20 protein-coding genes, 1 pseudogene and 1 riboswitch are annotated in these 21166 nt (G+C 55.8%); of the genes and pseudogenes, 6 read left to right on the top strand and 15 right to left on the bottom strand.

Annotated elements, in window-relative coordinates:
• Position 1 precedes the first annotated feature (1 nt).
• The gene (locus ACOTTU_RS20315; protein ID WP_425660610.1) at positions 2–1684 is read left to right on the top strand and encodes a flotillin family protein; all 1683 of its coding nucleotides are present in this window, start codon (positions 2–4) and stop codon (positions 1682–1684) included.
• 113 nt (positions 1685–1797) lie between these two features.
• On the opposite strand, the gene phnE (ACOTTU_RS20310) is transcribed toward ACOTTU_RS20315, so the two are convergent.
• The 6 genes from phnE (ACOTTU_RS20310) to ACOTTU_RS20285 all read right to left on the bottom strand — a co-directional run bounded on the left by phnE (ACOTTU_RS20310) (position 1798) and on the right by ACOTTU_RS20285 (position 7006).
• Positions 1798–2613, bottom strand: a complete 816-nt coding sequence (gene phnE / locus ACOTTU_RS20310) for a phosphonate ABC transporter, permease protein PhnE (RefSeq protein ID WP_425660608.1) — start codon at positions 2611–2613, stop codon at positions 1798–1800.
• Entirely contained in the window at positions 2613–3434 is an 822-nt protein-coding gene (gene phnE, locus ACOTTU_RS20305; protein WP_425660606.1) for a phosphonate ABC transporter, permease protein PhnE, read from the bottom strand. The genes phnE (ACOTTU_RS20310) and phnE (ACOTTU_RS20305) overlap by 1 nt, the downstream gene beginning before the upstream one ends.
• Positions 3431–4222, bottom strand: coding sequence for a phosphonate ABC transporter ATP-binding protein (gene phnC, locus ACOTTU_RS20300; protein ID WP_298920105.1), 792 nt, complete (start codon positions 4220–4222; stop codon positions 3431–3433). The genes phnE (ACOTTU_RS20305) and phnC overlap by 4 nt, the downstream gene beginning before the upstream one ends.
• A gap of 73 nt (positions 4223–4295) precedes the next feature.
• The gene (gene phnD / locus ACOTTU_RS20295) at positions 4296–5270 is read right to left on the bottom strand and encodes a phosphate/phosphite/phosphonate ABC transporter substrate-binding protein (RefSeq protein WP_425660603.1); all 975 of its coding nucleotides are present in this window, start codon (positions 5268–5270) and stop codon (positions 4296–4298) included.
• Between the two features lie 93 nt (positions 5271–5363).
• Positions 5364–6020: a phosphoglycolate phosphatase gene (gene gph / locus ACOTTU_RS20290; RefSeq protein WP_425660601.1), complete on the bottom strand. Its 657-nt coding sequence runs from the start codon at positions 6018–6020 to the stop codon at positions 5364–5366.
• A 146-nt stretch (positions 6021–6166) separates the two neighbouring features.
• On the bottom strand, positions 6167–7006 hold the full coding sequence (locus ACOTTU_RS20285; RefSeq protein ID WP_425660599.1) for an isocitrate lyase/PEP mutase family protein: 840 nt from the start codon (positions 7004–7006) through the stop codon (positions 6167–6169).
• 332 nt (positions 7007–7338) lie between these two features.
• Here ACOTTU_RS20285 and ACOTTU_RS20280 point away from each other — a divergent pair, with 332 nt between their 5' ends.
• A complete protein-coding gene (locus ACOTTU_RS20280; protein ID WP_425660597.1) occupies positions 7339–8877 on the top strand; it encodes an ankyrin repeat domain-containing protein in 1539 nt (512 codons plus the stop codon).
• A gap of 51 nt (positions 8878–8928) precedes the next feature.
• On the opposite strand, the gene ACOTTU_RS20275 is transcribed toward ACOTTU_RS20280, so the two are convergent.
• Complete coding sequence (locus ACOTTU_RS20275) at positions 8929–10182, bottom strand: D-amino acid dehydrogenase (RefSeq protein ID WP_425660595.1); 1254 nt, start codon at positions 10180–10182, stop codon at positions 8929–8931.
• 124 nt (positions 10183–10306) lie between these two features.
• Positions 10307–10394, bottom strand: a riboswitch (glycine riboswitch).
• Positions 10395–10570: 176 nt separating this feature from the next.
• Here ACOTTU_RS20275 and ACOTTU_RS20270 point away from each other — a divergent pair.
• The 4 genes from ACOTTU_RS20270 to ACOTTU_RS20255 all read left to right on the top strand — a co-directional run bounded on the left by ACOTTU_RS20270 (position 10571) and on the right by ACOTTU_RS20255 (position 14455).
• Complete coding sequence (locus ACOTTU_RS20270; protein WP_425660593.1) at positions 10571–11797, top strand: YcaO-like family protein; 1227 nt, start codon at positions 10571–10573, stop codon at positions 11795–11797.
• 23 nt (positions 11798–11820) lie between these two features.
• Complete coding sequence (locus ACOTTU_RS20265; protein ID WP_425660591.1) at positions 11821–12564, top strand: TfuA-like protein; 744 nt, start codon at positions 11821–11823, stop codon at positions 12562–12564.
• Positions 12565–12643: 79 nt separating this feature from the next.
• On the top strand, positions 12644–13900 hold the full coding sequence (locus ACOTTU_RS20260) for a hypothetical protein (protein WP_425660589.1): 1257 nt from the start codon (positions 12644–12646) through the stop codon (positions 13898–13900).
• A gap of 75 nt (positions 13901–13975) precedes the next feature.
• Positions 13976–14455, top strand: coding sequence for a hypothetical protein (locus ACOTTU_RS20255; RefSeq protein ID WP_298920065.1), 480 nt, complete (start codon positions 13976–13978; stop codon positions 14453–14455).
• A 15-nt stretch (positions 14456–14470) separates the two neighbouring features.
• Here the strand turns inward: ACOTTU_RS20255 and ACOTTU_RS20250 are convergent, their stop codons facing one another.
• The 8 genes and pseudogenes from ACOTTU_RS20250 to ACOTTU_RS20215 all read right to left on the bottom strand — a co-directional run bounded on the left by ACOTTU_RS20250 (position 14471) and on the right by ACOTTU_RS20215 (position 21135).
• Entirely contained in the window at positions 14471–15205 is a 735-nt protein-coding gene (locus ACOTTU_RS20250) for a tetratricopeptide repeat protein (protein ID WP_425660682.1), read from the bottom strand.
• Between the two features lie 642 nt (positions 15206–15847).
• A pseudogene (locus ACOTTU_RS20245) lies at positions 15848–16165 on the bottom strand (adenylyl cyclase); the annotation flags it as partial.
• 88 nt (positions 16166–16253) lie between these two features.
• The gene (locus ACOTTU_RS20240; protein WP_425660587.1) at positions 16254–16874 is read right to left on the bottom strand and encodes a GNAT family N-acetyltransferase; all 621 of its coding nucleotides are present in this window, start codon (positions 16872–16874) and stop codon (positions 16254–16256) included.
• 262 nt (positions 16875–17136) lie between these two features.
• The gene (locus tag ACOTTU_RS20235) at positions 17137–17718 is read right to left on the bottom strand and encodes a TetR/AcrR family transcriptional regulator (protein WP_425660585.1); all 582 of its coding nucleotides are present in this window, start codon (positions 17716–17718) and stop codon (positions 17137–17139) included.
• Between the two features lie 3 nt (positions 17719–17721).
• Complete coding sequence (locus tag ACOTTU_RS20230; protein ID WP_425660583.1) at positions 17722–18840, bottom strand: flavin monoamine oxidase family protein; 1119 nt, start codon at positions 18838–18840, stop codon at positions 17722–17724.
• On the bottom strand, positions 18818–19486 hold the full coding sequence (locus ACOTTU_RS20225; protein ID WP_425660581.1) for a cupin domain-containing protein: 669 nt from the start codon (positions 19484–19486) through the stop codon (positions 18818–18820). Before ACOTTU_RS20225 ends, ACOTTU_RS20230 begins: the two co-directional genes overlap by 23 nt.
• Before the next feature lie 33 nt (positions 19487–19519).
• The gene (locus ACOTTU_RS20220) at positions 19520–20140 is read right to left on the bottom strand and encodes a glutathione S-transferase (RefSeq protein ID WP_425660579.1); all 621 of its coding nucleotides are present in this window, start codon (positions 20138–20140) and stop codon (positions 19520–19522) included.
• Positions 20141–20349: 209 nt separating this feature from the next.
• Positions 20350–21135: a cysteine hydrolase gene (locus ACOTTU_RS20215; RefSeq protein WP_425660577.1), complete on the bottom strand. Its 786-nt coding sequence runs from the start codon at positions 21133–21135 to the stop codon at positions 20350–20352.
• Positions 21136–21166 lie beyond the last annotated feature (31 nt).

Raw genomic sequence — 21166 nt, 5'->3', positions numbered from 1 at the left:
TTTGCCATTTACGGATATTCTAATCGTTGCAGGTATCATCGTTGTCCTGTTCCTTTTCATCGGTTTGATCATGGCCCGGTTGTATCGCCGTGCGACCCGCGAAGTGAGCTTGGTCAAGACCGGCTCTGGCGGCAAGAAAGTGATCATGGACGGTGGCACGATTTCGATCCCGTTTTTGCATGAGATCAGCCAGGTCAATATGAAGACATTGCGGCTGGAGGTTCACCGCAAGGACGATGGCTCGCTGATCACCAAGGACCGGATGCGCGTGGACGTGGGCGTCGAATTCTACGTTTCGGTCAATGCGACCGAAGATGGGATTTCCCGGGCAGCCCAGACACTAGGCGATCGTACCTTCAACGTGGAACAACTCCGTGAGATGATTGAAGGCAAGCTGATTGACGGCCTGCGATCCGTTGCAGCGCGCATGACCATGGATGAACTGCACGAAAACCGGTCTGAATTTGTTCAGGAGGTTCAGAATGCGATTTCCGAAGATCTTTTGAAAAACGGCCTTGAGCTGGAAGCGGTGTCGTTGACGGCTCTTGATCAAACCTCCTTTGACGCACTTGACGAAAACAATGCCTTTAACGCTGTGGGTATGCGCAAACTGGCGGAGGTCATCGCGACGTCCAAGAAAGAACGCGCACAGATCACCGCGGAAGCAGACGTGTCGGTGCGCCGCTCGGAGATGGAGGCGGAGAAGCTGAAGTACCAGATCGAACGGGATCAGCGCGAGGCTGAAATTGCGCAAATCCGTGAAATCGAAATCCTACAAGCCCAGCAGGAAGCGGAGATCAAGCGTAATCAGGAAATCTCGCAGCAGGCCCAGGAACAGGCGCGAATTGCCAAAGAACGTGCGATCCGCGAGTCGGAGATTGAGCGGGAACGGGTTATCCGCGAAGCAGAAATTGCAAATGAGCGGGAACTTGAGGTGGCCGATCAGGAGCGCCAAATCATCATTGCCAAGAAGTCCGAGGAAGAAAGCGTGGCCCGCTCCAGCGCGGACACCGCGCGAGCAGATGCGATGAAATCACAGGAGGCGATTGAAACCGCGCGTGCTGTGGCGTCGGCGGATCGCGCCAAACAGATCGCGCTGATCGAAGCCCAGAAAGAAGCTGAGCGTCAGGCCACCGCGATCAGGCTTGCTGCGGAAGCTGAGAAGGATGCGGCAAGCGACCGGGCTGCGGCTGTGCTGGAAGCCGCGCAGGCGGATGCCTCAGCTCTGACCATTCGTGCGGAGGCGAAGAAAACCGATTTGCTGGCTGAGGCCGAAGGTCGTCATGCGATTGCTGGTGCGGAAAATGCTCTGAGCGCAGAGATTGTACAGATGAAGCTGGATATCGCCCGGCTGGAAGCCATGCCCGCCATCATTGCGGAAATGGTGAAACCTGCGGAGAAGATCAGTGAGATCAAGATTCATCAGGTGAGCGGCATGGGCAATGGCGCGTCCGCTGGGCCACGCGGAGACGGTGCTCCGGTCAACCAGGCGCTGGATTCGATCATGGGGATGGCCTTGCAAATGCCAGCGATGAAGAAGCTTGGCGAGGAGCTTGGTCTAAGCCTGGAAAGCGGTCTGGCGGAAGTGGCTGATGGTGCCTACCTTTCTGAAAAGAAATCCGAAATCGAGGCCGATAGCGTCAAAGCCATTAAGGGCGGCGCAGAGGAAAAACCAGTGGCGTGAGCCAACAACTGATATCCAGAAACCGACTAGGGCGCGCAGCAGGAAACTGCTGCGCGTTCTTTTGTGCAAATCAAAGATGTCCGCGTTTTGCTCAAGTTACCGGGTTCCGGGCCTCAGATGATTGCGCCTCGGACTTTGGCCGAGACCCACTCTGAGATGACCACTGCCGCGAGGATGACCAACAAGATCAAAGAGACCTGTGGCCATGCCAGAACATTGAGTGAAGAGGATAGTTGCAGGCCGATGCCGCCTGCACCGACAAGACCCAGCACAGTCGACTCGCGGATGTTGATATCCCATCGGAAAACGGCAATGCCCGCAAAGGCCGGCAGTATCTGCGGGACGATCCCATACGCCATGACCTGCCAACGCGTGGCACCCGTTGCCTTGATGGCTTCGACCTGGGTTTCGTCTATTTCCTCTATCGCCTCATAGAGGAGCTTGGCACAAAACCCGATCGACCGGATCGCAATGGCAATCACCCCCGCAAACACTCCGGGCCCAATGATCGCGATCAGTAAGAGAGCCCAAATCAGCGAGTTGATCGAACGCGTGGCCACGATGATCAAAAGAGCAATCGGGCGAATGATCAATGCGGACGGTGTGGTGTTGCGTGCGGCCAGAAATGCCACGGGCACGGCCAGTATCAAGGCGATGATCGTGCCAAGGGTCGCTATGTTGAGGGTATCCCATATCGGCTTGCCCAACTGCGTTATGTATTCCCACTTGGGAGGGGTCGCCCGAGTCCAGATATCTTCGGCAATCGTTGGGGCATCCCAGACGAAAAACCAGGTTGTTGCTTGCGAAATCTGCTGCCAGCAATAGGCAAAGATCGCAACGCCAATCAGCCACATCACCCAATGACCGAGGCTTTCCCTACCAGTGCGGCGCTGCCATCGTTTCAGGCCCTCTGTTTCAAGAACGGGCATTATTGCACCCGCGCCCGGATAATTCCGGAAAGATATTCCAGCGCCATCACGATAACGATGATGATGAGCAGAATAGCGGCGGCGGTGTCATATTCGTAGCGGTCGAACGCGGTGTTGAGCGTTGCTCCGATCCCCCCTGCACCTACGAGTCCCAAGATCGCGCTTTCCCTGAAATTGATGTCGATACGGTACATGCTCAGGCCAATCAGGCGCGGCATGACCTGCGGCTGGACACCGTAGTTGATCCACTGGGACCAGCGCGCGCCGGATGCCTTGATGGCTTCGGCCTGAACGCGGTCCATGCTTTCGATATCCTCTGCAAGAAGTTTGGACAAAAAGCCGATGGTGGCAAAACTCAGCGTCAGAAAGCCCGCGAGTGGCCCAAACCCGAAGATTGCGACCAAAAGTATGGCCACGATGATTTCCTGCAGCGCGCGACTTATAGCAATGATACTGCGGCAAATGAGGTAGACGGGCAGGGGGGCGACGTTGCGCGCAGCGCCCAGGGCAATCGGGATGGAGATACCAATGCCCACAACCGATGCCGCAACAGTCATCACGATGCTTTCGACCATTCCCTCGTAGATGTCACCTGACCGGGTTGTGAAGTCCGGGCTGGTGAAAGCCAATACGAACTGCTTGCCGCGCTCCAAGCCCTCGTAGACCCGGGACCAATTGACTTCGATGGTCATGAAGGCGGCGACCAGATAGGCGAAAAACCCCAGGATCAGCGTCCATCTAAGCCAATTGCGTTGGATGAAGGGAGGTTTCTTCCATGGCTTACCGACAAGCCTTTGCAAATCTGTGTCACGTGCACTCATTCGGCGGCCTCGTCATCTTCGCCATCAATCTTTTCAATCGTAGCTTCCCAATCCTCTTCGCCGTAGATGGTTGTCAGCACGTCGGGTGTCAGTGCGTCGGGAGGGCCGTCGAATTCGATCGCCCCAAACCGCAGCCCAATGACCCTCTGCACAAACATCTGCGCCAGAGCCACGTCGTGAATGTTGATGATCGCCGCCAGCCCGCGCTCTTTGCAGAGTTCGCAGATCAGTCGCATGATCTGGCGAGAGGTTTTGGGATCCAGTGATGCGGTGGGTTCGTCTACCAGCAATAGCGCCGGATCTTGTATCAGCGCGCGGCAAATGCCCACACGTTGGCGCTGGCCTCCGGAGAGTTCGTCGGCGCGTTTGTCGGCCATATGGGCAAGACCGACCCGGTCGAGGAGGCGAAAGGCTTCATCGACGTCTGTCTGAGGGTATTTTCGTAAAAAACTGCGCCAGAACCCGACATAGCCAAGGCGCCCCGAGAGAACGTTTTCCATCACGGTCAGGCGCTCCACCAGCGCATATTCCTGGAAAATCATCCCCATCCGCCGTCTCTCCTTTCGCAGCGCTCCGGCGGAGAGTTCGGTCAATTCGTTGCCGGCAAGATAGACCTTCCCAGACGTTGGCTCCACGAGCCGGTTGATACAGCGGATCAGCGTGGATTTCCCTGCACCCGAAGGGCCGATCAGGGCAAGCACCTGACCTTCCGGGATGTCCAAATCCACCGCCTTAAGCGCCTGATCCCCGGTCTTATACGTCTTCACGAGCTTCTCAAGCCGCAGCATGAAAGCCTCCCCACCCCGTTTTTATAATTGTTTTTTGGCAATGGTGCCCCCGTCGGGGACACCAGGTTTTATATCATTCGCAGGCGTAGCTGACGCCATTGGCTGCATCGATCTTGCGGATGACGTCCCAGAATTCCTGATAGGTCATTTCAAGGAATTGGCCTTCATTCGATTTCTCGAATTCGGCCTGCAATGTCGTGCCTTCCCATTCGAAGTTGAAGAAAGCACTGCGAATTTTTTCCTTCAGTTCAGGCTTGAGATTGTAGACCGTGCCAAAGCCAGTCGTCGGGAAGGTCTGAGACTTGTAGATCGTTACAACGTCGTCTTCTTTGATCACATCGCGGCTGATCATCCTGGATTTGACCGAATTTGCAATCGAGGCGGCAAGATAGTCCTTGTTCGCAACGCCCAGAATGGAGTTGTCATGCTTGCCGGAATAAACCGGCTCGAAATCACGTTCTGGCAGCAGATCAAAGTCACCCTTCAGGATTGCCGAGGGTGCCTTGAACCCGGAATTTGACGTTGGTGACGTAAAGGCCAGCTGTTTGCCTTTGATGTCTTCGACTTTTTCGATCCCAGAACCGGGATAGGTGATGATTTCCATCTCATAGCCGAAATTGCCATCTTTTGACGCCATGATCGTGAAAGGATTGAAGCCTGCACAGTTCACAGCCAAAGGATTTGACCCGGTGTTAAACCCCGCAATGTGCAGCCGTCCTGACCGCATCGCTTCGATTTGCGCCGCGTTGTTCTGTACCGGGAAAAAGACAACCTTCTTGCCCGTTTCTGCTTCCAGGTGGGTCAGGAAGTCGGACCAAGCCGCTTTGTAAACCGCTGGGTCTTCGACCGGTGTGTAGGCAAAGATCAATGTGTCGGGATCAAGCTGATCCGCAGGATCCGTTGGCGTATCCGCCACAAGATCACCGTCCACATCGCAAAATCTCTTATCCAGATCACCCCTGGGGCAGTCCTCAGCAGCCAGTGGAGCTGCCAGTGTCATGCTGAGGGTAAGCGCTGCGCCAGACAGCAATTTCGTCAATATTTTCATTTGATTTCCTCCCAATAGCGGGAGGCTAGCTTGAAAATTGAAATACACAAAGAGAAAGTCGCAGTTCTCTTAACCTGAAGTATCAGTTCAATTTTAACGAGAGGTTTTCAGCTCATATCGTGACCAGTCGTCAAACCGATCTGTGACGGGCAATTCGGGTATCGGGGCGTTGAGATATCCACCGGAAAACAGTTTGAACGCCACCCCGGCATTCGTAGCCGTTTGGTAATCGACCGCACTGTCGCCCACATAGATCACATCTTTTTCGGTGAAGCCCAATGCTGTGATGCAGCGCAGCAGCGGCGCGGCGTCGGGTTTTTTGGGCTGGCCATCTTCGGCCCCGGAAATGATGTCAAAATACCCGCCAATCCCCAAAGCGTCGCAAATCTGTCGTGCGGGCCCGGTGGGTTTGTTGGTGCATATAGCCATAGGGATGCCCGCTGCTTTCAGACGGTTCAGGCAATCTATGACGCCGTCATATGGTTTGGTGAACGTGGTGGTGTTCTGGCTGTAATAGGTCATGAAGTGGCGCAATGTCCGCGTGGTCACATCAGATGAACAGCCCCCTGTTGCATCAAGGCTGCGCTCGACAAGTTTCTCGACGCCGTTACCGATGAACGAGATAACCTGAGAAAGCTCGAGCGCCGGGCGACCGACTCTTTCAAGAGCGTGATTGATCGCGACGTGCATGTCCGGTGCGCTATGGATAAGTGTGCCATCCAGATCGAATACAATCGCTGTTTGAGACATTTGGTGAATTTGTTCCTGCTGCGGTGATCTTCGACATAATCAGCGCGTGCGAGAATGTGAAGCGCGCAGCATTCATCCTGGCGTGGTATTTTGCCTTACCCCTCGCGCATTGGTGCGAAAGCGGACCATCCGCTCCGAGTTTAGGGCTAGTCTGGCACCGATTTCATGTAGGCGGCAGCCTCGGCATCGGGGATCGCGTTTGCCGCATAGCGATAAGTCCCTTGTGTTTTCAATTCGCTGGCACCTCGGATCATCTCTCCCAGTGCGGCTCGCGCCAATGACCCGCCTGTAGATATGCGTCTGACGCCGACAGCGGCAAGATCCGCCTTGTCGTAGGTCGTGTCTGTAAGGCCGACGACGACATTCACAGGGATGTTGACGGATTGGCATACCGCTTTTACCGCGTCTATGTCAGGTAGTCCGGGTGCGTATACGACATCTGCACCGGCTTGCTCAAATGCTCTCAGTCTGCGGATTGTGTCCTCAAGGTCCGGTCGACCATAAAGGAAATTTTCCGCACGTGCGGTGACATGGAAATTCTGCTTTGTCTTTGCGGCGCAGGCGACACGAATGCGTTCCACGGCGAGTTCGAAATCGTAAATCGGGTTTTCTGGATCGCCTGATGCGTCCTCCAGAGCGCCGCCGCAAAGCCCGATGGCTTCAGCCTGCCGAATGGTCAGCGCGCAATCATCTGGCTGTACACCAAAGCCATTTTCGAGATCGGCGGAGACGGGCAGGGATGTTGCCTCGACAATTGATTTTGCATTCTCCAGCACTTGCGCGCGGGTCAGGCTGCCGCTGGAATCCGTCACGCCCATTGAAAACGCCAGGCCCGCGCTTGTCGTGGCAAGCGCGGGGAACCCGATGCTTTCGAGGATACGCGCCGTACCGGCATCCCAAGCGTTGGGCGCAATGAATATCTCGCTGGTGGTATGAAGGCGCTTGAATTCTGCCAGTTTGGCATCGTGGCGGTCATTATTTGACATGCTGTCCTCTGGCGTTTGGGCTTTGAAATTCTGAAACCGATAACATCGACTGTCAAATGCGGGTAGGTCACGCCCTGCTCTCCAAACGCTGTGATCTGGATATTGCGGCAATGTAGGCTTCTTCCCAACACCCCAGTGATCGGCAATTGATATACATCGGAAATCGTTGCGACCTGTGTTGGTGGTCGATATTATGAACCTGCCGTCAGGGGCGGCACCCAGGTTCGCGGATAGCCGTTGGCGGCACCCCTCAGCTCAGAATGAAGACATCTTTTGGTGTTTCTCATGCCCGGACAAGCGAACCGATGGGCGCCAGAATGAGGAAACCAAACATGAAATCTCTAGATCAACTGCGTCGTGATGCAAAGCGGCTCAAAAGGGCGCATGAAGCGGGCGACATTTACGCGGGTCAGCGAATTGTCAATCACCGACCACGCGCCGATGGCGTCGCCTTGAAACACGCCGACTATCTTCATGTAATCGCGCGCGAGAACTCATTTGTCAGCTGGCCAGCGCTGAAGACCGCGGTTGAGCTGGACGGGCTGGATATCGCTGCGAAACGGCAACGATTGAAAATAGCGATCTACAACGGGCAAAGACATGTGCTGGACAGGTTGTTGGCAGTCTCGCCCGATCTTGCGAGCGGGCATCTGGGTTTGGAGATAGCGCTTTACCGGCGCGAGGCGGTTTTTGAGGCGTTGCGCCAAGACCCGGCCGCCGCAACACGTATGATTGCAGGGCGTCTGCCGATCTGCCACTTGGCATTTTCAAGGTTTATCCGCCATCGTCCCGATCTCGAGGCGGATATGCTTACCATTGCAGATCGTCTGTTGGCTTTGGGGGCGGATACCAACGCGTCGATTCCTGTGGCACCGGACAACGATCATCAGCTTTCATGTCTTTATGGTGCTATTGGACATGCCGACAACATGCCCTTGGCGCGGTGGCTGCTGGAAAACGGGGCCAATCCAAATGACGGCGAGTCTCTCTATCATTCAACGGAACTTGGGCATCGCACGGCCCTGAAACTGCTGCTGGATCATGGGGCCGATCCTTTGGGAACCAATGCGCTGCTCAGAGCAATGGACTTTCATGACCATGACGCGGTTGCGCTGCTGATTGAGGCCGGTGCGAAGGCAGACGAATTCATCGGGAATCACGTTGGTGGGGAGACCCCATGGGTGGTTCCGGCGCTGCATCAGGCGGCGCGGCGCATGTCAGACCGAAAGATGATCGCGCTTTTGCTGTCGGCGGGTGCAGACCCCTCTGTTCGGTTTCAGGGCTGCACGGCCTATGGTTATGCGCGCGTGTTTGGCAATCAGGCGTTGGCAACTGCCTTGGAGGCGCGCGGTGACCTCCCCGAACTGACATCAGATGAGCGTCTGCTCGCCAAAGCCGCTGATGATCTTGACGTGGGCCAAGCGCGGATTGTGCCCGAAGATCTGCCGCAGGCCTACCGAACGATCATTCGCTCGATCCTGCATTTGCCGGGCAAGCTTGGCCACATCAGGCGACTTGTCGCGCTGGGCGTTGAGTTTGACGTTGCCGACAGCGAGGGCCTGACGCCCGTGCAGGTGGCAGGTTGGGAAGGTGCGCCGGAAGTCATGGCATATCTTCTGACGCTGGGGCCCAATTTGATGCATCAGAATGGGTATGGTGGTGGATTGCTGTCGACTATTCTGCATGGTTCGGAAAATGCGCCGCCGCAACAGGGGCGCGATCATTTGACGTGTTTGCGGCTTGCCCTCGAGGCGGGTGTGCCGATCCCACGTCGCGCGGCGGAGTTGGCCGGGGTTGAGGAATTGGCCGAATGCCTTGCAGGGTGGTGCGAAACACACCCCGAACAGGTGGTTGAGGGAGGTGCGGTTTAGCGGTGCCGGCAGCCCGGAGACGGGCTGCCGTATATGTTTGCCGACAGCGCCTCAAGCTGCTGCGACGCAGGGTTTTCCTGCGGCCAATTTAGCCGGCGCGTCGAGGCTTTCGGCCACTGATGCCGCCACGATACGCGCGGTTGCAGCGGAGAGCGTCCAGCCCAGGTGCCCGTGTCCGGTGTTGTAGAATACGCCCGGTGCCTTGCCGCGGCCAACCCGGGGCAACATTGACGGCATCATCGGGCGCAAGCCAGCCCAGGGAGTAACGTTTTCTGTTGAGATCCCAGGGAAGTAGCGCTCGCACCAATCCGTCAGGGGTTTAATGCGGTCTGCGCGGATGTCGCGGTTTGCACCGTTGAACTCGGCGGTTCCGGCGATGCGGAACCGATTGGCCCCAAAGCGGCTGGCGACGATCTTGGCACGATCATCCAGCAGGCTGACCCATGGTGCTGCCGCCTGGCTTTCAGGATCATCCAGGGACACCGTGACCGAATACCCTTTGACAGGGTAGATGTTGACCCGGTCTCCCAGTTGCTGGGCAAAATCGCGGCTCTGGACGCCCGCGCTGACTATGACTGCGTCAAAAACCTCCTCATGCCCCCCTTCGGTCACGCGGACAGCGCCATTTTGGGCTGACAGGTCTTCGACTTTCGCACCAAAACGCAGGATAGCGCCCCGTCGGGCGCAGGCGCGCGCCAGACCCATGGTGAATTTATGGATATCGCCGGAGCTGTCAGATTCTGTCAGGAAACCGCCAACGAAGTCACCGTGAAGCGCGGGTTCAACTTCGCGGATTTCGTCAGGCGATAATTCGCGACGGCTCAATCCGCCTTCAGCCAACAGCAAATTGACTTTGCGGGCATGGGCAAGATCTTTGGCGTGGTCATAAAAATGCAGGATCCCACGCCGCTCCAGGTCGAAATCGATACCTTCACGGTCAGCCATCTCAAAAAGGACCGCGCGGGCTGCGATGGCCAGACGGACGGTTTCAACCGTGTTGCGTTTGTAGTTGGGGATGTTGGAGAGGAACTCGGCCATCCAGCGCATTTTGTGCAAGGTCGGGGCTGGATTGACCAGCAGGGGAGCGTCGGCATGCAACATCCACTTGAGCCCTTTGAGGATGGTGCCCCATTGCGTCCAGACTTCGGCATTGGACGCCGAAAGCTGCCCACCATTGGCGAAACTGGTTTCCATCGCGGCATAGCGATGACGGTCAAACACGGTGACGTCGAAACCGCGATCCAGCAGTTCATAGGCGGTGGTCAGCCCGGTGACACCGGCCCCGATGACAGCAACTTTGGACATGGCAATGCTCCTTGCACGTGCGGCTTGCGCCGCTTGCCCCCTCCGTGCATGGAACCTGAGAGTTTCACCCAAATGCGGGCTTTCTCCTACGGTGGGCCTTTTGGGGGCCGCTTTCCGGAGTGTTTAGGCCATACCGGTCCTTGGACCTGAGAGTTTCCGGGGCGGTTGCTCCTTCGGCGGCGGGGGTGCCCGCCTTCTCCCGGCATAGCCTTCACTATAATGCGCCAGTTAGGGCAGAACGGTGATTCGTACAACAGATTTATTAGCGCGTATTTTCGCAGCCAACCGCAGAGCTGAACGATTGGCGGATACTCCTCACCAGAACATCGTTCCCGTCCGTTCCGAATTGTGCTTTGAAGGATGCAGGACCGGCAGCAACGGATGACAGATGGATTTCGGTAACAGCACGAAATATCCCGGACAGGAACTGCAACGCGTTTGTTCCGCCGAAGAAACACTGGCGCGAATTCTGCCTCTGAAGCACAAGTTTGGTATTACCCGCGTTGCCAATGTGACTGGATTGGACAGTCTTTCCTTGCCTGTTGTCGTTGCCGTGCGCCCAAACGCCCGATCTATCGCGATTTCACAAGGTAAGGGTAGAACGCTGGCGCATGCGAAAGCCTCTGCCGTGATGGAAGCCATTGAGATCTGGCATGCGGAACACATCACTGAGATGGTCTATTTTGCAAGCGTGGATGATCTGGCGGCGCGCCACGAGTTCATTGACCTCGGCCGATTACCGCGAACGCCTGAGGGCCCTGTGAAGCGCACAATGCGTTTGCATTGGATCACGGCGCAGGATCTGGTGAGTGGGCAGAAAAAACTGGTGCCGCTAGAGATGGTCCATGCCGACTACACCCATCCGGTGTCCGCGGATGCGGGCATTTTCCCGGCGAGCACCAACGGTTTGGCCTCGGGCAATCACCTTCTCGAAGCGATCTGCCATGGCATTTGCGAGGTTGTCGAACGGGATGCATTGGCGATCTGGCACCATCAAACCATTGAAAAACAACAGGCAACACGCCTTGATTTAACAACAATTACGGATGGCGCTCTCCTGGACACATTGGCGAAAATCGAAGGTGCCGGCGTGGAGTGCGCTGTTTGGGATGTGACTTCCGATATCGGCGTGCCCAGCTATTTGTGCGTGATAAATGACGTCGAAAAACAGGGCGATCACCTCGGGTTGGGTTCAGGAACCCATCCCAACCCCAAGATCGCCTTGCACAGAGCGCTCAATGAGGCTGCCCAGACGCGGCTGAATTATATCACGGGCGCGCGCGAAGACCTTTTCCATGATGAATACAGCGATATCGGGCGCGAACAGAAAGCAGAGGCGTTTTCTCACCTGAGAGGTGTTTCGGGCAATATGAGAGCTTTCAACGCTTTGGCAGGGCCAGCCAATTCTGACCTGCAAGCGGATTTGGATTGGCTGAAGGACCGGTTGGCGTTGGTTGGTATCGAAGAAATCGGCATGGTTGATCTGACCCGTGACGAGTTTCAGATACCGGTCGTGCGGATCATCATACCCGGTCTCGAAGCCCCACATGACGATTCCGCCTATGTTCCGGGTCCGCGGGTACAAGCTGTTTCAGACAGAGGTCCGGCAGAATGATTGTGTTTGCCGGACCATCGATCGTGGGCGTAGCAGACCAAATCGAAACTGAAATTGACCTGCGTCCCCCCGTGCAACAGGGGGATGTGTTTCTGGCTTGTCTGGAAAACCCCGCAGCCATTGGCATTATAGACGGTTTCTTTGAAGGTGTTCCTTCGGTTTGGCACAAGGAAATCCTGTGGGCCTTGTCGCAAGGTGTCGCGGTTTTGGGGGCTGCGAGCATGGGGGCTTTACGCGCAGCGGAGTTGGATGTTTTCGGGATGCAGGGCGTCGGAAATATCTACCAGGCGTTTCGCGACGGTGTGTTGGAAGACGACGATGAAGTCGCCCTGCTGCATGGACCGGCAGAGGTCGGGTATCCGGCGCTAAACCTTGCCATGGTCAATGCCCGCGCGACACTGGAGGCCGCAGCGACAGCGGGGGTCATCACGATGACCCAAGCGCAATATGCAACTGATCTGGCAAAATCGCAGTTCTACAAGGTGCGGACGTGGGAAAGCGTTTTTGAGGCTGTAGGCTCGGCAAATCTCTCACCTGACAAGTGCCGGGAACTGCGCGATTGGGTTCGTCATCATGAAGTCGATCAAAAGCAACAGGATGCAGCTGAGCTATTGGCGCGACTGTCTGAGATGAGATTTGACGCGCCGACCGCCGATTTTCACTTTGAAGAAACGGATCTATGGCTCAACGCCATCAAGAACTGGCGAAGACGCGCGGCAAATACGCCAATACCGAAAGGAGGGGGATACCGCCTTTTTGGTGATTGAGCATGTGGGGGCGAATAGACGGATGGGAGATTTTGCTGTAGCCCTAAGCTGTTACTGAGCGGATTGCGGAGCCTGCGTCATGGAAGGAACACGTTTCCGGCTGTTTCCCCAGCCACATTTTCTGGACAGTTTTTCCGAACCGGAAACGGTCGTTGTTTCTTCGATTGCGGGGACTTTGGCTCCGGGTCCATCGGATGATCGCATGTACACGATTTTTCCGATTGGCAAAAAGCAGCCCTATGGGATTTCGCCCGATGGTTCTGATGTTCTGGCCCCACCATGGATGGGGGCTATCGAAGCGCCCGCGATGCCGGACGCTGAGGGCCATTTCGATTACCTTGAGCCGGGGACGCCGCAGTTTGAAACAGCGCATCTCTTCGGCACTGTTCGTTTCGTCATGGATATTTGGGAGGAATACTTCGGTCGCATCATCCCGTGGCAAAGTGACAAGACCCACGACCGTGTTGAACTGACAATTTTGCCATCACTTGAAAATGCCTATTCCGGCTATGGCTTCATAGAGATGGGCGGGGACCGGAAGAACGGTGGGTACAAACCCTTCAGTCTGAATTTTGATGTCATCGCCCATGAACTTGGGCATGCGATCATCTACTCCGAAGTGGGCGTCCCGGACCCGGAAAATGTCACCGGTGAGTATTTCGGTTTTCATGAAAGTGCTGCTGATCTTGTGGCGCTGATTTCATCGCTGCACTTCAATTCGCTTGTTGATCTGCTGTTGGAAAATACCCATGGCAATCTTTACATGTTGAATGCCGTGAACCGGATCGCGGAGCTTTCAGATAACAAGCAAATCAGGATTGCGGCCAATGACAAACGTCTTGGTGAGTTTGCCAAAGGATGGGTCAAGGAACACCATCTGTCACAGCCTCTTACGGGTGCCTTCTTTGACATTTTGGTAGACCTTTTTCACGAAATGCTGCTCGATTACGGCGCGATTTCTGCAGAAATGGAGGATCTATCGGATCAGTTGCTTGCTACGGCTGATTACGCACCGGTCATGCAGGAGCTTTTTGACGAGGCCTACGCGGCCCAGCCGGATAAATTCAAGCTGGCCTTGCTGGATGCGCGTGACATTTTGGGAACCTATCTTGCCGATACCTGGCAGAGAATTAACAGGCGCGACCTGAACTTCGTCGACATTGCCGAGATTTTTCTGGAGGTGGATCAGGAACACACCGGCGGGCGTTTTGAGCGTCTGATCCGCGGCAACTTCAAGCTTCGGGACATCGGATATGTAGATGTGGGTCCGCAACTTAAACCGCTGGGTAAGGACAGCCATGCGAATTCAGTGCGTACGATGGTTCCAATGGACTGAAAACAAAGAATAGGTTAATACTTGTATACACGCGAATGAATGGGGGCGGTTTTTGCTCCCAAAGGGAAAAACACTATGTCAGAAACACTTTATACATCCGAGGCGGTGGTCTTGTTCGGACGCGAAGTCGAAGACCTTGCCGTCGTATCCGTTACAAGCGGCGACAATGTTTTAAGCAAAAAAGAAGAGCAATTTGCTCGTATTTATGGGTTCACCTACGACGGGGTTTATTACGAAATTCCGACACCCGTCCTTTACTTGGTCAAAGGGGATAGTGAAAAGGCAGCCGACGTGGCCGTTCCCGGACCGAACGAGAAGAATGTCAAATTCTTCAAGGAACTGCGTGCGTGGACTGTGAAGCGGACGGATGAAACCGTTCGTCTTGCCCTCGACCAAGGCAAGTTCGAAACGCTTTTACTCGAAATGATGTCCGAGGGTGCGAGTGGCGTCTCTGGTGCCCGTGTATCCGGCGCGCGCGTCTCAGGCGCCCGTGTGTCCGGAGCCCGTGTCTCGGGCGCACGTATCAGCGGAGCGCGTGGAGACGCCAGCGACTAAGCTGGCATTCCGCTTCTAAAGGCCCGCGCGTTTTAACCCATCGAGGAAGTGGTGCACATCTTCCTCGAATTTGTCGGGTTGGACATCGGCCCAGCGATCAACGGAGAAGTTGGGGTGCGCCTGACGTACAAGCTCTGCTTGGGCGTTCGCCTCTTTCGTCATGCCAAGATGGCCGTAGCTTGCAGCAAGGATGCGCCGGCCTTCGGTAGGATTTTGCATCTTCTTGATCGTGCTGATCGCGTCTTCATAGCGCTTCAGGTTGAAATAGGCCCCGCCCAGATGCCAGATGTATTGGTCAGGGTAGAACGGGTTGAGACGCATCGCCTTGTGCAGCAATTCAATGGCTTCTTCCGAGCGTCCCGTATGTGCAAGAGCGTCAGCCATGTCTGACATCAAGTCGGCATCATTGGGATTGAGTTTCAGAGCGCGGTCGTAGGCGTTGATCGCCGCGTCGTGCTCTTTGCGGTACAGATGTGCAAAGCCCAGCTCTCCAAATCCGCGCGCATCGGATTCGTCGAGATCAATCGCTTCACGGGCGAAGCTCAGCGCATCATCTAAAGCAATGTCGGGTTTTTCGGCCCAGTCATAGCGCCAATCCAGATTGTAGGTTCTGGATTTTGCGGCATACGCACGGGCGTAGCGCGCATCACTTCCAATTGCGTTCTCGTAGAGATCGCGCGCATGACGCACTTCCGGCTGCGTGTATTTCAGAACATGTCGGTGCCCCTTGAGCACAAATCCGTAAGCCATGAGATTAGCAGGTGGCAGCAGGCGCATCCTCTCGCGTTCCGTCGCCTCAATTCTGGCAGCGGTGGCCGATACGATGATCTGCGTGATCTCGTCCTGCAAATCGAAGATATCTTCGACGTCTCGATTGTAGTGCTCACCCCAGATCGTCCTGTCCTGAAGGGCATCCAGCAATTGCAGCGTAATGCGTATCCTTGAACCGGCTTTGCGCACGGTGCCATCGACAGCGTAGCGAACGCCCAATTCGCGCGCCGCCTGCGCGGGTGATTTTGAGCGGTCAGCAAACATGTTCGCTGATCCGCGGGCAATCACGAAAAACTCCTGAAACCGCGACAGATTGGTCGTCACATCTTCTGTCAAGCCCTCTGCAAACCACTGGTCGTCCTGATTGCTGCCCTGAAAGCCAAAAGGCAAAACGACGATGGACTGGTTGGCAACGGGGCGTTCTTTGAACTCCGCTGAATTTTCCAGATTGCGCCTTAGCCCCGGTGTCATTGCCGCCGTCGTCGGGTTTTCATGAACCTGAAAAACGTCAATGGTCCGGCCGATGTTTTTGAAATCCTGACCGCCAAGGTACTCATAGCCGTATTTCAGTTTGTTGCAGACATGGTCGTAGGCCGCACCGGAAATGCAAACCTGACCGGGCGCGGCAAAGGCTTCGATCCGGGCGGCGATATTGATGCTTTCGCCAGTGATCTCGTCACCGCTGATGAGAATTTCACCAAGGTTTATCCCAAATCGGAACCAGACCTGCTCCTCTTCGGGCAGGCCGTCGTTTTCACCGGCAAGGATTTTCTGCATTTCGATTGCAAAGGTGACGGCATCCACAGCGCTTTCAAAGACCATGAAGGCGTTGTCACCTGCCGACCCCTTGAACTCGCCGGAATAGGATCGGATCGCGTCGCGGAATTTTTCGAGCCTGCCTGCTACCGAGATCGTTGTTCCGACCTCGTCGACACTCATCATACTGCTGAAATTCGCGACGTCGGCAAAGACGACCGCCACAAGGCGCCGCCTTAGATTCTTTTCAGACCCAGCATTTTGAGCGGTGTTATTCACGTTCCTCTTTCCAACAGGTCGGTACAAACGATAGCTTGCAGGATTCGGTCACATTCTCAACCACCTGATGTCGGTTCGCTATCCATTCTGAGCTCAGAATACCAGCGATAACGATATCTTTTCTGACGCCATTCGAAAACCAGCCCTCGCGGAAACGACCTTCTTCGGAAAACCCTACCTTTTGGAGCGCGCGTTGTGTCGCTGCGTTGTCATCCCGAAAAAAGGTTGTCACGCGGTGCAACCGCAGTTGTCTGAACGCCAGATCCAGGATTGAGATGGTCATCGCGGTGGCCAGCCCTTTTTGTCGGAAATCGCGCGCGACGAAAAACGGCAACACGGCGTCGCCTTGGATGTAATTCACCGATTCCAGGCCGGCAATTCCAAGCGGCTCCTGATTTTCGTCTTCGGCGATAAACCAATAGGCGCAGGGAATGCCCTCGCAAAGCATGGATTTCCGCCAGTTTTGCTGCAATGCATCTTCGCTGATCGGCATGGGGAGGGATCTGTCGAAAAGGGCAGCGTCCGCAAAATTCCAGAACCAATCGCTGATACGTGAAATATCGTCGAGCCCGAGAGGGCGCCACGTAATCGCGCCTGAAGTGCCGTTTTCCATGTCCAATATCCTAACAACCAAGCCCTGAAAATCTCATCGTCCAATGCGCATTCACTGGGGATGGGGGGTGGTCGAAAAAGTACAACTAACTGGTTAATGGGAATTATTACTACCGTACACGTCTGAAAAGCAATGAAATTACTCAACGCAAACGAGAATCTGATCCTATGCGCCGCGGGCAGAGGTCCCTGCTGCCGCCGGGGTCAAATGCGGACAGGCGCGTTCTTCGCCGGTCGGTGAGGCGACGAACTGCCGTCAATGATCAATGCGTTCGATCCAAAAGCAGGCTCAGCGCCTTTTCGTAAAGGGCCATGTCTTCCTCTGCGCGAGCGGCGAGTTGCGCGCCTTCCAGCAAGGACAGGGCCGCGGCGGCTTCGCGCTCCGGGTCAGAGACCCCGCGAATTGTGCCATCGCTTTTCCCAAGCTCGAATACGGTAGTGATCCACTTCAGCATCATCAGGCGGAAAAGTTTGATCTCCGCGATGACGTCGCGATGAAGACTTGCCCTGCTGGCAGAGAAGGAGACGCATAGGCAAAGACTTTTTCCACCTCTCAGCGCGTCACGATAGACGCCAACAAGCGCCAGCAGCCGATCCCGCCCGGATGTATGGGTGTCGTCGATTTGTTGACAGGCGCTCTCTAGTCCCAGGCGATATCGCTGCATCATGGCCACTGAAAGAGCGGCCTTGGTGGCAAAATGATGGTGGATACTGGCCTTGCGAATGCCGACATCCTCAGCCAGATCGGCATAGCTGAAACCATCAAAACCCTGGCTGCGCGCGGCGCGTTCTGCTGAATCGAGTAGAGCCGTTTTCGTGTCGGTTGGCATGACGAGAGCACCCATCTGTTAGGTATTCAGGTCATTAAACGCATTTTCAGCGGCTTCCAATGCTCCTTCGAGAAAGCCCCCGAAATGGGGCGCTACTTCGGTACCGCCGAGGACGAGCGTGTTGCCCCACAAATGCTTCATCGCGTCAGGAAGACCGTAGGCGGGATGGGCAAAAAGCGGCGCGTGATCCTGTTGCGTTACCGTTCGATGATCTAGCGCCCAATCCTTGATGTAAACGATGCGCGGTTTGCGCGCCTCGGAACCAAACAACCGTTCCAACTGCGACACCACTCCTTCACTGAGCTTGCCCTCGTTGCGACGCGCGTCAACGGGCAACCCGATGAACCCGAACAACGCAAAGGGGCCGTCTTCCGCAGGGGATGCGTCGTGTATCTCTACCATTGGTCCACGACGGCTCATGGCATCGCCAGAGAAGCCCGCGTCGCGCCAAAATGCGGAATCGTAGATCACAAGGGTCTTTGCTTGCCCGGCCATCCAGGTGGGAATGGCCTGCATGGCTCGGGCCACGGTCGGGTCGAGCGCAGGGGAAAAGCGGATGGTGCTTGCTGCGAGACGCGGGGGAAGCGCTATCACCACCTGACGCGCCGTGATCGTAAATCCGTTCGACAGATCAGCCGTCGCGCCATCCTTTGTTTTTGAAAGGCCGGTTACAGATACGCCGAGAGACTTTCGTTGCTCCGGGATGGCGTCAGCAAGGGCATCGGTCAAAGCCCGCATGCCTCCCTGCAGTCTGATCGAGCCTTGCATAGGGGCTTGCCCCCGGGCTCGCTGAATACGTCCGGCTTCATCCTCGGCAATTAGCAGGCCCGTGCAAAACTGATCGAACGGGGTCAACCGCAGGCGTTTAACAAGCGCCGCCATGCGCGGTTGACCGGGCCAATACCATGCAGGGCCCATGTCATATCTGGCGCCGCCGAAGCTTTCCGTTTTGATCCGTCCGCCAAATCGATTGCGGGCCTCGACGATCTGGAAATCTCGGCCTGCGGCCCTCAGGCGGTCTGCCAGGCTCAACCCCGCCAAACCACCCCCGATGATCAGGACATCGGTCTTCACACGCTTGCCGCCCACGTCGTTCGATGCACCAGAGATACCGTCAGAGTTTTGGGGCCTTGGCATGTGGCAAATGGCCTGATTTGATCCAGACTTTTGCGCCTTGACTTCCGGCGATTGCAGACAGCGCAGCCCCTTCGGGGAGCCTCAGCCAGGATCCTTTCTCAAGCTTCTCACCACTCTCTGACATGGTGCCGTCGATCATCAGCACTTCGATTCCACCTTCTGCTTCAAGAGCAAGATGCGCTCCGGTATCCAGGACAACGTAGCTTACGGTCTCTCTTTCGTCCTGATGCAGTATCGCCTGCGCGATGCCGTTCGTCGCGGTGGTCAATTCCCCTGCCATATCCTTGCGGAATTGATTGCGGTCAGCCATGTCGAACTGCCATAGCTTGACAAAGATTGTGCATCCCGACACGGAACCGGGGGTGTGACTGGTGGTTGGTGGATTGCGCACATACGTGCCGGCGGGATAGTCCCCATGCTCGTCCTGAAAGACGCCATCCAACACGATGAATTCCTCACCACCTGTGTGTGTATGCGCAGAAAACTGGCTCTCCGGCGCATAGCGCACAATCGTGGTGGCGCGGGCCACCTCGCCACCGATGCGATCAAGCATACGTCGGTCAACGCCTGGCATCGGGGAGGCTTGCCACGGCATTTGATCCGAGTGCACGACAACCCGCTGGGTGAAATCTGCGTTCAGTTCCATATTTGGTTTTCCTCTGATCGGGTGCCGCGCGGCTTAGCCGGCAATGCTGGGGCGGGCTGCAACTTTGGTGCGCCAAGCTGAGAGATGAATCAAGTCTGAGGGGACCTCGATCTTGGCGAAGTCGGCAAAGATGAGGCCAGCAAATGCGGTGATATCGGCCATTGAGAAGGTCTCACCAGCCATGTAGTCATTTCTCGCCAAAACACCGTCGAGGTAGGCCATGGTCTCCAGTGCTTTACCCTTTTGTCTCTGACCCCACTCCGCGTTTTGATAGGTCTCAAGATCCGGGCCAAGACCGGGCGTCGCATGGTGGAAGTAGGCACCCACTGCATCAAGCAGGCCGGATTCCGCGCGTCGGTTCATCATCGAGATTTGCGCACGTTCCCGCGCAGTTTTACCGGTCAGTGAAGGCCCATCGAAAGTGCCATCGATGTATTCGGTGATGGCTGTACATTGCGAGATGCAGAACCCATCATCCAATTCTAGGCAGGGCACCGCGGCATCGGGGTTCTTTGCCTTGAAAGCGTCGGACCGATGCTCGCCAGCCATCACATCAACGGCAATGAATTCGACATGTTGGGATGCGTTTTTTTCCGCCAACGCAATGCGAACCCGCGCTGGGTTTGGGAAACCTTCGATATCGTAAACTTTCATTTGAGAACCTCGTTCGAATCTGTTGATGTGAAATACCTACTAGTAGGTAGCTAAATTTACAATATGTGAATCGAGATTTTTCTCAGGCCGGGTCGGATATGAATTGTGAAGGTAAACCGGTTCTGTTCGCCGCCATCATCTGCGGCTGGTTTTGACACTAACGGTCGACCGCCCCGGGTTCCGTTCGGGGCGGTCTGTCGCAGCGTCGATTATCCGGCGGCACTGATCATTTGCACTGCTTCTTCCGTGCTCCAGACCGCGTTGGCCATATAGCGAAAATTGATCAACGCCGCGAGATAACCATCGCCTTCGGGTAACATTGCTGCTGCGGTCGCATCGCGCACGACGGCAACCTCAAAACCATCTTCGAGTAATTCACGCATGTGGCTTTCGGTGCATAGGTTTGCTGACATACCCGCCAGGATTACTTGATCAACGCCTTGTTTGCGCAATTGCAGAGACAGATCGTTGGTGTCGTTTCCGTAGACCTTGTGAGGGGAGGTTACGATGGTTTTTCCGTCTTCAATATAGGGTTTGTATTGCGGCATGAAATCCGCGCCAGACCCCTCAAAACCATCCAGATTGGTAGGTCCTTTTCTGTCGAACATGCCAATCTTGTGCATCAACTTCTCCAGTGCACCTTCAAATTTCCATCCATGGTCGGTCGGATAGTAATAGTGGGGCGACACTGCCACCGTGATGTTTGCTGCTTTTGCTGCTTTGAAAAGTGTCTCGATGTTCTCAACGGTGTTGTGCTCGGTCACACTGGCACCAATCACCCCCCAGGTTACGCCCTCGGGGTGCAGAAAGTCGATCTGAGGATCTGTCACGACCAATGCCGCACGGCTGAGGTCGAGCTTCATGTCGGACGGCGGCAGCGCCGGTTCTGACGGCGGGGCATAGGGGCTGGCAGCCTGTGCGGAGGCAGTTTGCGCGCCAGCGGCTGTTGCTGCGGCAGCGACGATGCCGCCTTTCAGGGCGGTGCGTCTTGACATTGCAGTATCCTTGCGGCTGGGGTTGTGATCA

Origin of the sequence: Roseobacter sp. EG26 (assembly GCF_049830555.1) — a bacterium.
Taxonomy (GTDB): Bacteria; Pseudomonadota; Alphaproteobacteria; order Rhodobacterales; family Rhodobacteraceae; genus Roseobacter.
Note: the sequence above shows the minus strand (reverse complement) of the source record. Positions and strands in the feature narration are given on the sequence as shown.

Coding starts and splice junctions, on each gene's coding strand:
- gph (WP_425660601.1), bottom strand. CDS start 6,020: ATGTCTCAAACAGCGATTGTATTCGATCTGGATGGCACACTTATCCAT.
- ACOTTU_RS20230 (WP_425660583.1), bottom strand. CDS start 18,840: ATGCCAAGGCCCCAAAACTCTGACGGTATCTCTGGTGCATCGAACGAC.
- ACOTTU_RS20280 (WP_425660597.1), top strand. CDS start 7,339: ATGAAATCTCTAGATCAACTGCGTCGTGATGCAAAGCGGCTCAAAAGG.
- ACOTTU_RS20220 (WP_425660579.1), bottom strand. CDS start 20,140: ATGAAAGTTTACGATATCGAAGGTTTCCCAAACCCAGCGCGGGTTCGC.
- ACOTTU_RS20215 (WP_425660577.1), bottom strand. CDS start 21,135: ATGTCAAGACGCACCGCCCTGAAAGGCGGCATCGTCGCTGCCGCAGCA.
- ACOTTU_RS20275 (WP_425660595.1), bottom strand. CDS start 10,182: ATGTCCAAAGTTGCTGTCATCGGGGCCGGTGTCACCGGGCTGACCACC.
- phnE (WP_425660608.1), bottom strand. CDS start 2,613: ATGCCCGTTCTTGAAACAGAGGGCCTGAAACGATGGCAGCGCCGCACT.
- ACOTTU_RS20235 (WP_425660585.1), bottom strand. CDS start 17,718: ATGGGTGCTCTCGTCATGCCAACCGACACGAAAACGGCTCTACTCGAT.
- phnC (WP_298920105.1), bottom strand. CDS start 4,222: ATGCTGCGGCTTGAGAAGCTCGTGAAGACGTATAAGACCGGGGATCAG.
- ACOTTU_RS20285 (WP_425660599.1), bottom strand. CDS start 7,006: ATGTCAAATAATGACCGCCACGATGCCAAACTGGCAGAATTCAAGCGC.
- ACOTTU_RS20225 (WP_425660581.1), bottom strand. CDS start 19,486: ATGGAACTGAACGCAGATTTCACCCAGCGGGTTGTCGTGCACTCGGAT.
- phnE (WP_425660606.1), bottom strand. CDS start 3,434: ATGAGTGCACGTGACACAGATTTGCAAAGGCTTGTCGGTAAGCCATGG.
- ACOTTU_RS20240 (WP_425660587.1), bottom strand. CDS start 16,874: ATGGAAAACGGCACTTCAGGCGCGATTACGTGGCGCCCTCTCGGGCTC.
- ACOTTU_RS20260 (WP_425660589.1), top strand. CDS start 12,644: ATGGAAGGAACACGTTTCCGGCTGTTTCCCCAGCCACATTTTCTGGAC.
- ACOTTU_RS20250 (WP_425660682.1), bottom strand. CDS start 15,205: ATGGCTTACGGATTTGTGCTCAAGGGGCACCGACATGTTCTGAAATAC.
- ACOTTU_RS20255 (WP_298920065.1), top strand. CDS start 13,976: ATGTCAGAAACACTTTATACATCCGAGGCGGTGGTCTTGTTCGGACGC.
- ACOTTU_RS20270 (WP_425660593.1), top strand. CDS start 10,571: ATGGATTTCGGTAACAGCACGAAATATCCCGGACAGGAACTGCAACGC.
- phnD (WP_425660603.1), bottom strand. CDS start 5,270: ATGAAAATATTGACGAAATTGCTGTCTGGCGCAGCGCTTACCCTCAGC.